The organism is Paenibacillus sp. FSL M8-0212, assembly GCF_038004645.1.
Classification (GTDB): domain Bacteria; phylum Bacillota; class Bacilli; order Paenibacillales; family Paenibacillaceae; genus Paenibacillus.
The window spans coordinates 3,490,986-3,503,975 of sequence record NZ_JBBORP010000001.1 but is presented as its reverse complement, the minus strand read 5'-3'; the positions used below and the strand labels follow the sequence as shown (position 1 = coordinate 3,503,975).

General features: G+C 46.5%; 13 protein-coding genes. 3 read left to right on the top strand and 10 right to left on the bottom strand.

Translation table 11 applies throughout. The features are described 5' to 3' along the window. The first annotated feature begins 855 nt into the window (after window positions 1–855). Window positions 856–1,509, top strand: coding sequence for a transcriptional regulator (locus MKX68_RS15440; protein WP_340912742.1), 654 nt, complete (start codon window positions 856–858; stop codon window positions 1,507–1,509). 528 nt (window positions 1,510–2,037) lie between these two features. Here MKX68_RS15440 and MKX68_RS15435 read toward each other — a convergent pair. From MKX68_RS15435 to MKX68_RS15390, 10 genes are all read right to left on the bottom strand, one after another. After that, the gene (locus MKX68_RS15435; RefSeq protein ID WP_211084435.1) at window positions 2,038–2,523 is read right to left on the bottom strand and encodes a DedA family protein; all 486 of its coding nucleotides are present in this window, start codon (window positions 2,521–2,523) and stop codon (window positions 2,038–2,040) included. A gap of 13 nt (window positions 2,524–2,536) precedes the next feature. Beyond that, on the bottom strand, window positions 2,537–3,082 hold the full coding sequence (gene pssA / locus MKX68_RS15430) for a CDP-diacylglycerol--serine O-phosphatidyltransferase (RefSeq protein WP_339788822.1): 546 nt from the start codon (window positions 3,080–3,082) through the stop codon (window positions 2,537–2,539). A 21-nt stretch (window positions 3,083–3,103) separates the two neighbouring features. Continuing rightward, window positions 3,104–4,852, bottom strand: a complete 1,749-nt coding sequence (locus MKX68_RS15425; protein ID WP_340912738.1) for a sensor histidine kinase — start codon at window positions 4,850–4,852, stop codon at window positions 3,104–3,106. Continuing rightward, a complete protein-coding gene (locus tag MKX68_RS15420; protein WP_036606855.1) occupies window positions 4,849–5,529 on the bottom strand; it encodes a response regulator transcription factor in 681 nt (226 codons plus the stop codon). The genes MKX68_RS15425 and MKX68_RS15420 overlap by 4 nt, the downstream gene beginning before the upstream one ends. Window positions 5,530–5,779: 250 nt before the next feature. Beyond that, window positions 5,780–6,592, bottom strand: coding sequence for a bifunctional hydroxymethylpyrimidine kinase/phosphomethylpyrimidine kinase (gene thiD / locus MKX68_RS15415; protein ID WP_017692191.1), 813 nt, complete (start codon window positions 6,590–6,592; stop codon window positions 5,780–5,782). A 105-nt stretch (window positions 6,593–6,697) separates the two neighbouring features. Further along, the gene (locus MKX68_RS15410) at window positions 6,698–7,396 is read right to left on the bottom strand and encodes an ABC transporter permease (RefSeq protein WP_339788817.1); all 699 of its coding nucleotides are present in this window, start codon (window positions 7,394–7,396) and stop codon (window positions 6,698–6,700) included. Beyond that, entirely contained in the window at window positions 7,389–8,312 is a 924-nt protein-coding gene (locus MKX68_RS15405; protein ID WP_076253550.1) for an ABC transporter ATP-binding protein, read from the bottom strand. The genes MKX68_RS15410 and MKX68_RS15405 overlap by 8 nt, the downstream gene beginning before the upstream one ends. A 126-nt stretch (window positions 8,313–8,438) precedes the next feature. Continuing rightward, window positions 8,439–9,371, bottom strand: coding sequence for a sensor histidine kinase (locus MKX68_RS15400; RefSeq protein WP_340912735.1), 933 nt, complete (start codon window positions 9,369–9,371; stop codon window positions 8,439–8,441). Then, entirely contained in the window at window positions 9,368–10,084 is a 717-nt protein-coding gene (locus MKX68_RS15395) for a response regulator transcription factor (RefSeq protein WP_340912733.1), read from the bottom strand. The genes MKX68_RS15400 and MKX68_RS15395 overlap by 4 nt, the downstream gene beginning before the upstream one ends. A 153-nt stretch (window positions 10,085–10,237) precedes the next feature. Beyond that, entirely contained in the window at window positions 10,238–11,089 is an 852-nt protein-coding gene (locus MKX68_RS15390; RefSeq protein ID WP_340912731.1) for a DegV family protein, read from the bottom strand. Window positions 11,090–11,394: 305 nt separating this feature from the next. Here MKX68_RS15390 and MKX68_RS15385 point away from each other — a divergent pair, with 305 nt between their 5' ends. Beyond that, window positions 11,395–12,171 carry an ABC transporter permease gene (locus MKX68_RS15385; RefSeq protein WP_340912730.1) on the top strand — a complete coding sequence of 259 codons (777 nt, stop codon included), beginning with the start codon at window positions 11,395–11,397 and terminating at the stop codon, window positions 12,169–12,171. Next, window positions 12,168–12,968 (top strand): ABC transporter permease, encoded by an 801-nt coding sequence (locus MKX68_RS15380; protein WP_105601914.1) that lies wholly within the window; start codon window positions 12,168–12,170, stop codon window positions 12,966–12,968. The genes MKX68_RS15385 and MKX68_RS15380 overlap by 4 nt, the downstream gene beginning before the upstream one ends. Window positions 12,969–12,990: the final 22 nt, after the last annotated feature.

Genomic DNA, 12,990 nt, shown 5'->3' with positions numbered 1-12,990 from the left:
CAGTTGTGTCCCTAGAATTATTAGGATTGTCTTGCATCTCAGGTAAGCTGTGTCTTGATGATGTGCTGCACTTTTCGCATTTCGCATTTGGCACACCCAAGGTACCCAGTCGTCACACATACTAACACGGTCTTGAAGCATCAACGGGCGTAAAATTCCTGAAATGTAGGCCGGCTGCGCCTTAAGAATAAACCCTTCATTTTTTCTAAGGAACCCAGGACGTCTTATTTGGTTCTCTGGCTCTCTTTTTTAATTGTAAGAAACATCAGACACCTTATTTCCCTAATATCCATAGCAAAAACGCTGAAAATGGCTGTACATTTCGATATAACGTTTCTCAGGTTCCTTACATTTTTGCCAGTGCTTCAAATCCCTGAATAAGATGTCTCAGATTCCTTAGCTCTTATTGCCTCCGCTCGCTCGACGCTTTTTACAAGTATGAGTGAGGGACGACGCATACCCGCAGTACGAGGAACTTAATTAAATGTAAACCGCCTTGAAAGGGAGAATAATCTACTTTTCAGCGTCTATATCGCTTACTCGCGCATTAAGAACGCGTTATTACACGTTAAAAGTGTAACACTTGCCAGCTCGGAATACGCGCAGTCTCGTTTGGGCTTTTGCCAAGGCTTGAGATATGGTCTAGTTGAAAGGTATTGAAATCATTCCATATTTAAAGCTATACTTGATTTAGAAATGCAATATATCGGTCGTGAAGCACACGCCGCTTTGATCTATTCTTCCCCTTCGACATGAAGGTTGGAGATGGTCAGAGCGGCTTTTTGTATTTTTACATGACGACCTGAAGCCCCGTTCGCGTTAGTTCTATTTTATTTTTAGAGGAGATGTAAGACGATGAGCATTGATTTTGATGAGGCTTATGAAGTTTGGATACGCTCCCTTTTGGAGAAGGAAACAAACCCCAGAGTGCTTTCCAGACTAGAAAATGGACTTGAACATGGCACATTGGAATTTTTGCGTTCAGTCTGGTTTCCGGTGATGAAAAACTTTAACCATTTGCAACCCGAATGGGAAGTTCGAGACTTTCATAACGGCTATCGGTATCTGGATCTGGCTTATCTGCCAGGTAACGGCGTTAAAGGAGGTATTGAGATTCAGGGATACGGCCCACATGCCCGTGATCTGGATGTACGGCGTTTTAAAGATTTATGCTGGCGGCATTGTCTGCTAACGCTTGAAGATTGGATTTTTCTGCCGATCGCTTATCTCTCCATTAAAGACGAACCGAAACGGTGCCAACAGCTTGTGCTCTCTTTTATGGGAAAATTCATTGCTACGGACGTTCCGACATCCTTAAATTGGCTTGAAGCCGAGACTGTACGTTATGCCAGACGCATCATCCGTCCATTCGCCCCCTCGGAACTAGCAACGCACCTGCGAATCACGGATCAGCATGCTCGAAGAGTTCTTCACAGCCTGATTGATCAACACGTATTACATGTCGCTAGTGGCGCTCAACGATATCGAACGTATATCTTACGAACATGAGACACTCTATTTCGCCGATATGGTACATATCCATTTTTTAACGAACTCAGGACACCTTATTGTGATGATATGGAATAAATCTGGGCACTTTTTCGGGCCTTTTCGTGAAATAAGATTGCTTAGATTCGTTAGAATTCCAACATGCCTGTTATCTCGATAATAAGCTCACCTGGGTTCGTTAGAATTTTGGAAATGACATCGAAACTTTTGGAGTTACTACTTTAACTTTTGGAGCTACTACTTTTAAACCTAATTGCGATCCACTTTAGATACTGGAGTATCAGATACTTGGGTCAATAACGAGTTACATGGAGAGTTACATGGAAATTTACACTTAGAATTAGCTCTGAGCTTGAATGGACTTGGAATAGCTTATGGGCTAGCCTACAGTTCCAAGGGGAAGTTACTTTTAGTCGATTAAATTACTCAGAATGAGGTCTCCAACCATATATAGAAAAACAAAAAAAGACCACCTTACACTCAAGAGGTCTTCCATCCTTGCCTGTTGTTACAACAGGCTGTCCCATTTTAAGTTAACACACCAACATAAAAGCCAATTGAGATAAAGACAACACACCAGACGAATGCACCGATGCTGGATACAACTACGTACCTGCCAATCGCCATGCGGCTAATCCCGGAGAAACAGCACATGAGATGACGAATACCTGGAATGAAGTAACCCAGGATGATGGACCAATACCCATATTTGAGGAACCACGACTCCACCCTGCTGAATCGTTTGGCATTAACGCCGACCCACTTGCCGTATTTTTCAACCAGCGGCCTGCCCGCTTTCTTGCCAATCATGTAGCTAAGCAGCCCTCCGGTAAATGCCCCCCCGAAACTGACGGCGATGGATACAGAGTAATTCAATACCGAGATGGAGGCGAGATAACCGACAAAGGTCATCATCACCTCATCCGGAATTGGCATGCCAATAACGCCAAGAGCCAGTAGTCCGTATATTGCGAAATAACCATATTGACCAATAAATTCTTTTGCAAATTCCATACTGACTCGCTCCTTATTTCGGTTCCACAATATCCTTCTCATGTGAGGCTAGCACTTGTTTTAGAGACGGGAATCGGATTTGGCTCACCATGAGACCGGATAATACAATAATGACAAGATAGGCTACACCATGTGTGAAATAAGGACTCCAGAGCGCGAAAAAGGACATCAGACCGCCAGCAAATGTAATCGGCATCCCGACAAAACCACTGCTTGCTGTCTTCTGACAGTTATAACGGGCCAGACGCAATGCACCGCAAATCGGAAACAATGCAGTCAGTGCCATCCCCAGCACACTCACTTCAAGCATGGAATTCAGGTACAGAATCAGCACGGGTGCTGTTCCGAATGAAACTACATCCGCAAGCGAGTCCAGGGACTTGCCGAACTCACCCTCACAATGCAATTTACGAGCCGCAAATCCGTCAAACAGATCAAAGAACATCGCTACCCATATCATCATCACAGCCAGGGCAAATTCACCATGAATAGCCATAATGACTGCCAGCATGCCTGAACTCAGATTCCCCAAGGTTAAAATCGATGGTAAAGACTTCATAAGAGTTGACTCCCTTTCGTACTAGGCTTTAGGAAAAATAATATAAAAACGGACTCCATCCGGTGTATTCTCTACTCCATAACTGCACCCATGCAGATCAAGAATCTGCTTCGCAATGGCCAGACCGAGCCCGGTCCCCCCCATTTTGCGATTACGTGAGCGCTCTACCCGATAGAACCTCTCCCATATATACTGCCGCTCAGCTTCAGCAATCTGCTCGCCCTTGTTTTCAATGGAAATATGGACAAAACCTTCACGTCTGCTGATCTCAATAGTTATATCGGTATGTGGTATCGCATGACGTATAGCATTCATCATGATATTAAAAATAACTTGCTCCAGCTTGCTTCGGTCACCCTCAACCGTCTGTTCTGTTGTGGATACAAGCACCACATCCAATCCTTTGTCCTTCAGTTGCGGACCCAGACGGCCGGCGATATCTTCAATCATGTCAGCCAGTGCAACCGCATCCGTATTCAATTGAACCGCTGAGGATTCCAGTCGCACCAGATCCAGCATCTCTTCAACCATCGTTTCCATTTTGATCGCCTCATCGGCAATGATCTCAATGTAACGCTCCCGTTTGGTCTCACTCACGCCATCCTTCAGCCCTTCAGAATATCCCTTAATAATGCTGATTGGAGTCTTAAGTTCATGTGATGCATCGGCAAAAAACTTGCGCTGACGCTGTTCAATCTCCTGCTTCATTTCCATATCTGTACGCATCTGCGTGTTGGCCTGCCTCAGCTCTTCCAGCGTCTGACCCAAGGTTCCTGATAAGGCATTGAGGCTGTTAGACAGACTGCCGATTTCATCATTACGCCGGATGGGTGATTTCACCGTGAAATCCAGCGTAGACATTTTCTTCGCGACATGGTTCAAGGCCAAGAGCGGCTTCGTTACAATTCGGGACAGGAGTAACGCCAGTAACAGAATCAATATAAATGCCCCAATGCCAAAATACGCATAGAACAAACGTGTTGCCTCATTCGCTTCCCTCATCTCCTGTAGAGAGGTAAGCGAGAAGATCAGTTGCTGCTCGGGGCCGGAACGATGCACTGGAGCAATGGTGATGACATTGCGAACACCGCTCCAGCTATCCATCCATTCTTCATTGAGCATTTTGCCATTCGCCAAGGCCAGTTGGTCTTCGGTGGACAAAGGGAACCGGCTATCCAGTGCTTGCACCAGCAGTCCCTGCCTCTGACTCCACGTTGCCAGATTGGGAAGAACGACCTCGGTCAATACACCTGACCATTCCTTTACCGGTTCAATTGATTCCTGAAAGCTTTCAGTTCCCCATGCGGCAGAAGTGGCATCCTGGATTTTGAATGGATAGACCATGTTCCCGCTGGCCGGACCTCGCACCGTCAGTTCTTGCCCATATTTCAGATGGGATGTAATCCAGCCAGCATTCTCACTATTGATAAACAAGGACAAGGACACCTTCACGTGACTCCCATCCTCTTGAAGCAACGTAATGTGGAAAGGGTCATTAACCAATCTTCCGGTATTCGTCAAAATGACCAGATGTGATTGATTCTGACGCATGAACTTCCCGGTCTCCTTGGCTAGCTGTAAATCACTCCAATGCCCATTGGAGTATTGCTGTTCAAACTTGGACAGCTTTTTCTTCATACTGCTGACCTTTTGATGCTGATAGAAGTCGGGAAACCAGACCAACTGGGCAAAAACCGTCGTCCCATATAGAAGAACCAGACATCCTGCCATGACCAGGAAAAGCTTCATCGTTACGCCATTTCTTCTCATGCTTCTGCCTCGAAACGATATCCGGTGCCAATCACCGTCCGGATACACTTGGCTTCATCACCCAATTTGCTGCGCAGCTTCTTGATGTGGGTATCTACAACACGTGAGTCCCCTTCAAAATCAAATCCCCAGATCCGATTCAAAATGGCATCTCGGGACAACACAATGCCTGCATTGCGTACCAAATAAAGCAACAGATCATATTCCTTTGGTGCAAGTTCCACTTCAATTCCGTCCTTCTCCAGGCGTCTGGCCCATGGATCAAGGGTTACCTGTCCGAAGCGAATCACACCCTGCTCTCGTCCAAATGCACCTTCAACACGCTTCATTAATGTCTCTGCACGTGCAACCAGCACACGTGGGCTAAACGGCTTGGTAACGTAATCGTCTACGCCCAGCTGAAATCCATGAATTTTATCGTCATCCTCGGACCGTGCAGTCAGCATGATAATAGGTACGGTGGATTGGGATCGAATATGCCCACATAACGTCCACCCATCCATTTCAGGCATCAAAACATCCAGAATAACCAGATCCACCTCATGCAGAGCCAACAGTTCCAGTGCCTGTACTCCATGTTCTGCTTCTATGACGTTCCATTGTTCTTTTATGAAATAATCGGCCACAATCTCACGAATGCGGCTTTCATCTTCCACCAGAAGCACTGTTCTGATCATGGCCGACTCTCCTTTTTAGATTTCTGATGATAACATACCTATTCCATGTGTCGTCCATGTGTCCATACATGTTTTGGAATACTCCCATGATATATACGATTAATATAAGCCAAAAGTTACTAATTTTTATAAAAATTCGCACAAAAAAGAAGCCGTCAACGAGCAAGCTCCAGCTCATTGACAGCTACTTGAATGAAATCGAAGTGTGTTATCCAGAATTGATACGCTACTGCGCGCTCCCTGGCAACACTTAACGTTGTTGCTCCAGACGGTGTGCCACATGCAGTGTCGGGCCAACAAAACGGTTCAGCGGGAATCCGCCGGCAATCGCTTTGGTCACGAAGGCTTTACCTTCACGAACAGCCTCTTTCACTGAAAGACCACGAGCCAATCCTGCGGTAATTGCCGCAGACGTTGTGCAGCCCGCACCATGCGTATATCCGGAGCCGACAACATCGGCTTCAAACCATTCGTAGTTGGTTCCATCATAGAGTAGATCCATTGCTTTACCCGGGCTAATGACACCTCTGTCTTTGATCAGGACATGTTTCGAGCCATGGGCATGAATTGCTGCTGCCGCTGCTTCCATCTGTTCCTTGGAGCGAATCGGTCCACTCTTCGCCAGTTGGGATGCTTCGAACAGATTAGGTGTAACCAGATCAGCACCTGGCAACAGGAATTCGATCATCGCTTCCGTATTTTCCGGTTGCAGTACTTCGTCTGTACCTTTGCAGACCATTACCGGATCGATAACGATCTGTGGCAGACCGCTGCGGCGAATATGTTTTGCTACCAGTTCAATAATATCTACAGAACCGAGCATACCTGTCTTCATGGCATCAAAACCGATGCCGTCCAGAACAGTGCGAAGCTGTGCTTCAACTACATTTAATTCAACAGGAAAGACCTGGTGATCCCATGTTTCGGGTTCCATTGCCACAACCGTAGTCAGTACGGTCATGCCATACACACCCAGCTCCTGAAAAGTTTTCAAATCAGCTTGAATACCTGCACCGCCGCTCGTGTCCGAACCAGCTATTGTTAATGTTTTTGGAATCGTCATGGTAGTTGCATTCTCCTTCGTGTCTCAGTTGACATTATCCTATCCCTTGTACGAGCGGATGTCAATGGCATCTGAAGCCATACAGAGCATGGTTTTCCGAATGATTCAGTTCACATCTTTTGTCTCCAGACGAACCATGGACATCGAAGCAATCCATATCCCTATTGCTCCAAGGGTCAGAGGGATAATAATAAGCGAATGAATGGAAACTTCCGACCCGTTGAATCCGGAGCAGACAATCGAAACTAGCAAAATGGACGAGACCATTGTCGCTGTAACAGAATGCTTACGCATACCGAAGAATAGGGGAATGAGTGCCATACACGCAGCCGATAAAGAACTGATACTGTACTTCACCAGAAGTCCCAACATATCCCGATTGCTCAGTGATTCAGGAATGAAGGAGTAGAATTGATTAACAATCAACAGCAGTGAACCCATCAACAGATCGGTAACCATAATCATCACAAATGTAAAACCAAACACGATAATCAATTTGGCCGCGATGATTTTATGACGCTGGATGGGATAGGTGAACATGACGTTCATGGTTTTATTTCGATACTCACTGATCACCAGCTTGGATAATAAAGCTCCTGCAAATATGATGAAGGTCGCTCTCACAAATGTATCGATAATTATAAAGGCGGTCTGGTAATCGGCATAGGCATAATCTTCTGCTCCCACATCCATGAATCCAATCATAATCAGGAAAAGAAGAATGGCTATGTTGGCAATACCTGCACCTGCAAAATTACGTGCAAAGCGGTGCTTCCGCATCTCAAGTCTGATTAGTTTAAGCAACGTCTTCATCCCCTTTTACCAACTTCATGAAGTGTTCTTCCAGGGAATGAGCCCGTTTGGATATCGATTCGATCTCAATGCCGTGTTGAATCAGCTTGGTGTTCAGTTCCGATGGAATGATTCCCGGATCATAGATGCGTAACGTTTGGTCATCGACCAGTTTATAATTACTCAAACCAAGCTGGTGTTCAATGACATAAGTCGCTTTGCGGATATCTACCGCCTGTAACTCGATGTACTCATTTTGACTTCCACGAATGCTCTCCATCGATACTTCCTCCACCAAGCGACCGCCGCGAATGACACCAACCGTGTCAGCAATTTGCTCTATCTCGCCAAGAATGTGACTAGAGACCAACAGGGTAATGCGATACTCATTGCTAAGGCGCTTGAACAAATCTCGCATCTCCCGGATCCCTACAGGGTCCAATCCGTTGATCGGTTCATCCAAAATGAGCAGTTCGGGTGTGGTTATGAGTGCACGAGCCAATCCCAGCCTCTGTTTCATACCCAGAGAGAAGTCCTTGACCGGTTTCTTGCCCGTATCCTTCAGCCCTACCGTTTCCATCGTGTTGTCGATGATCTTTTTGTTGTGAAACCCCATGTATTCACAGTGAAGCTCCAGATTCTCGCGAGCAGACAGCCTATCATAGAAAAAAGGATATTCAATAATGCTGCCCATTCGTTTCAACACTTCATAGGATGTAGGTGTAAGCTTCTCCCCAAACAGTTCAATTTCTCCTGTTGTTGGTTTAACCAGATTGGTCAGCATCTTCATGATGGTTGTTTTGCCTGCACCATTCGGACCGAGAAATCCATAGATCTCACCTTGCTTAATACTCATATTGACGTTAGATACAACCTCTACCCCTTCATATACTTTGGTCACATCTATCGTTCGTGCGATATAAGTCATCGTCTTGTTCTCCTTTACGTCCCCTGTCCGGGTTCCTATATCTGTATTGTAAAGAGAAAAGTCTGCTTTTTTATTAATCAAATCTTACAAAAACCTTAAGCTTGACCGAAAATGCCAAAACAGGCTCTACCTGGCCTTTAAGGTAACCGAAAATACAGTCCGTTGATGTGGCACACTATGTAAATGAATGCTTCCACCCATCCGCTCAACTAGCCGCTTCGTGATCGTCAGACCAAGGCCACTGCCCTGATAGAGTCGATTGCGGGAATCCTCCAGCGTATACATACGTTCGAACACACGACTATGCTCACTTTCAGGAATTCCCTTCCCTTGGTCCCAGATTTGTAGCGTCACAGGTCCACCTTTCGAATGTTCGAGCGTTAGCCCCAGCACCTTACCCTCTGCTCCATACTTCATCCCATTGGTAATGAGATTATCCAGCACACGGTCCATTGCTTCTTCATTCGCTTGCACGAAGATATCCCCGTCAGGTATCTCCAACTGCACATGCAACCCGAGATTGGTCAACATTTCATAAAAGGAGATCATCTTCAACCGGCATAATTCGCTTATATTAACTCGACTAAGCACCAGCTCAGTGTCTCCAGATTCCAGCTTCGCCAGATCGAAAAAGGAATGAATCAGACGTAGCACTTCCTGCGCCTTATCTTGTATTTTCTCCGTCATAATCTTTCGTTCCTGATCGGTCAATGATGGACTGTGCAGCAAGGTCTCACTATAACCCAGCACAACCGTAAGCGGCGTTTTCAGATCATGCGAGATGTTGGAGAGCATATTGCGCATCTCCTTCTCCTGGTTCGCATAACCGGCCGTCGCACGGTGCGCATGGTCCAGCAGCTGGTTCATGTCTTTCAGAAGTTGGCTAACTTGATCATCACTGTTGAATACGAGCAAGCGCTCAAAGGTGCCTTGATCCAGGATATCGGATATTTTGTGATGAATATAGGACAGGTGTTGACTGCGTTTCCGGAATTTCAACCATAATACAATGAAGGCAATGGCCAGAATACCCGTTGTGATGGCAAAAATCAGTGTCATCCCTGCTCCGCCTCCAGCTTATACCCGATGCCCCAGAGTGTCTTGATATACTGGGGAGCCGAAGGATCTGCCTCCAGTTTCTCACGCAGACGACGCATATGTACGTTAATGATATTTTCGTCTCCATAATACTGATCGTTCCAGACCGAAGCGTAGATCTGAGCCTTGGTGAACACTTTGCCAGGATGAGTAACCAATAACTTCAGGATGCCAAATTCCTTGGACGTCAGCTTGACGGGTGTACCTTCACGCTCCACCTCGTACGTCTCCATGTCGACCAGAAGTCCGCCAATGCGAATACGCTGATCTTTAGCCACTTCAGTCACAGGCAGAGCAGTATAATTGGCGCGGCGAATCGCAGCTTTAATGCGGGCAGTCAATTCGATTAACGAGAAAGGTTTGCTCAAGTAATCATCTGCACCGAAGCCCAGTCCTAATGCTTTGTCCACCTCCCCATCCTTCGCAGACAGAATGAGCACAGGTACCAGACTGACTGCCCGAATGGTTTGCAGCACATCCATCCCACTTTTGCGGGGCAGCATCAGATCCAGAATAACCAGATCATACCCCGGTTGTGACTGGCTGAACTGACGTTCTGCCTCTAAGCCGTCATATGCATAAGTGACGTCGTAGCCCTCTTTTTCCAAGTATGGCCCGACCATCTCACTAATTGAACGATCATCTTCAACAAGCAACAAGCGGTGACTTAACACATGTTTCCCTCCAACATGAACAGTTTTCTTTATTACCTCACAGTTTGTTTGAATTGGCAATGACATACGAAAAAACCTGACAGGATCACCACTTTGGGATAAAGTGTGCTTCCTGCCAGGTCTATGAGTGTCTGTAGATCAATGCTGGTGCTTCTATTCTCTATATCCGTTCTCACTGTGGATCCAGCACAGTCCAATGGTTCCTGCACCTGCATGAATACTCACCACAGGGATAAACGGCATGATTTCGGTCTTTAATTTGGGGAGCAGATTGGCAATCTGCTTCTTGATCGTGACGGCTTCTTCCTGATTGTTCGCATGCATAATGCACACATGCTTTACTTTCTCCATATCAAGCTTGAGCATATCCAGCATGCGATCTTTCGTCCGCTTGAACGTGCGAATCTTCTCATTCACAACCACTTTGCCCTCTTCAAATCGGAGCAGCAGATGGATCTTGAGCAGTTGACTGATGATTAGCTGTGTGCCCGACACCCGTCCACTGCGATGAAGATGCTGAAGACTGGCCGGTATGAGGTAAAAGGACATGTTATCAATCATCTGTTCAATGTTTACTTTGATCTCGGCAGCTGAACATCCCTGCTTCTGCCATTCCAGTCCTTGCATAATCATCTCACGGTGAGGATAGGCACCTGCCTTTGAATCAATTGCGGTCACCGTCACTCCTGCAATCTCTGCAGCCTGCATGGACGTATGCAGCGTTCCGCTAAGCTCTGTAGAGCAATGAATCGTAATAATCTCATCGTACTTGTCTTTGAGCGACTCATACAGTTCAATGAACTCGCCAATGGGTGGCTGCGAACTGCTCGCACGTGAAGCCTCCGCAAGTTTCTCATAGAACATTTCAGATGTAATGTCATCGGTTTCCCGGTAACATTCCTCTCCAAATAAGATGCGCAGCGGTACGATGTAGATATGATTTTGCTCCGCAAAAACGGGATCCAGTGTACTGGTACTATCGGTGACCCATGCAATTTTCTTCATGACATCCTTCTCTCTTGCCGGATTGTTCGTTCTGTATCCTCAATCGTCAAGCACAAGCCCGGCGGTTTATTTAAAATTTGAATATTTCACATTGTAAACGTTTGCGATACTACCTCTCAATTATAAATGAACGGACAGACCGTTGTCTTGTGGCGCAATCATGAACACCCCTGTTAATACCATTATTAGCTAAAAAAATGTCTTGCCTGTGAAGGAATAAATTGGTATGCTGTTGTCCTTCTCTCTTTTTCGCCTTGACTGAAGTGAACGGAAACGCCGTTCAATCCACTTATCGGAGGTGTCACATGCTTTATTTCACTCTGGCTTCCAAAGCCTACTCCCGGAATCTGCAATACCGCGGGGCACACATGGTACATAACTTGGCAAGCGCCATGTTTGGTTACATGTATGCCTGCCTCTGGATCGGCATCGGGGCCGACCATACGCTCGGTGAATACGGGACACAAGGGATGATCAGTTACATTGCGTTCACGCAATCCTCTCTCTGGATCTCGGGTTTTCTCACGAATGGATTGGGTATTCCCCTATCCGTCAGGACAGGGCAGATCGCACTGGACCTGATGAGGCCTGTTCATCTGTTCACCCACCTGATGGCACGCGAATGGGGGCAGATTGCCTACCAGTTTGTGTACAAAAGTATCCCGATCTACCTGCTCTTCTCCATTGTCTTTTCCCTACATTGCCCCTCAGACGTTTCAACACTATTCTATGCCGCACTTGGTCTTGCCGGCGCCGCATACTTGTCCATCTGTATGAACTACATCATTGGTGCCACGTCGATGTGGACCACAGAGTCCTCCTGGCTTCACTGGGGCAATCACGCGATGATGAATCTGCTGGCTGGTTTTTTCATTCCGCTGGAATGGCTACCGAACTGGCTTGAACAACTTGCCTGGATATCACCCTACCCTTTCCTGCTCTATGTACCTACCCGAATCTATCTTGGTTTCGAAGATGGCTCCTTGTTATGGGGAACCTTGCTTTGGTGTGTCTTTATGACGTTGATCTGTCTTGCGATCACCCAAGTGTTACGTCGTAAAGTGGAGGTGCAGGGCGGATGAAGCGAACTTCCTGGTTCAATTTATATAAAATGCTCATTCGAACAAGCATCCGCAGCCGGATGCAATATAAGTTCAATTTCATCATGGCGTCCGTATTGGCCGCTTTAATTCAAATATCCGAGTTTCTGATGGTTGCTCTCGTGCTGCACAAATTCGGAGCCATTAAAGGCTGGTCCCTCCATGAGATCGGTTATCTCTTCGCCATCATGACGTTATCCAAAACACTGTATCGAACGTTCGGAAACGAAGTTCACCATCTGGAAAAATATCTGGTTAATGGGGAGCTTGATCAACTTCTAACACGTCCCATGCCTGTATTGCTGGCACTGCTGCCGCAAAACTTCCGCATTATGGCTGGAGAAGTCCTGCAAGGCGGGTTCATTCTCTGCTGGTCTTTGGCAGGCATGATGCACAGCGGACAGATTGGCTGGACTGCCATTCCCTTCTCCCTGCTCATTATCCTGACGGGCGCAGTCATTCTCTTTTCCATCGGACTTGCTACCGCCACACTCGGATTCTGGACCACACGTATTGAAGAATTACAGACGATCACTGAGGATGCCGCACGAACGGCTGCCCAATATCCGCTAACGTTATATCCCAAATGGATGTCTGGTATTCTGCTGACGGTAATTCCCGTGGGATTCGTCAACTACATTCCGTCACTTTACCTGCTACGGGGTGAAGGAGGAGCGTGGATTCTTGTTGCTGTTGCGGCGGTTGCCGTACTGAGCTTGGCTGCAAGTCTGCGTTTTTGGCAATTCGGCATGACCAAATATCAAAGTACAGGTAGCTAAGGAGGCGAAACGAATCATGAAC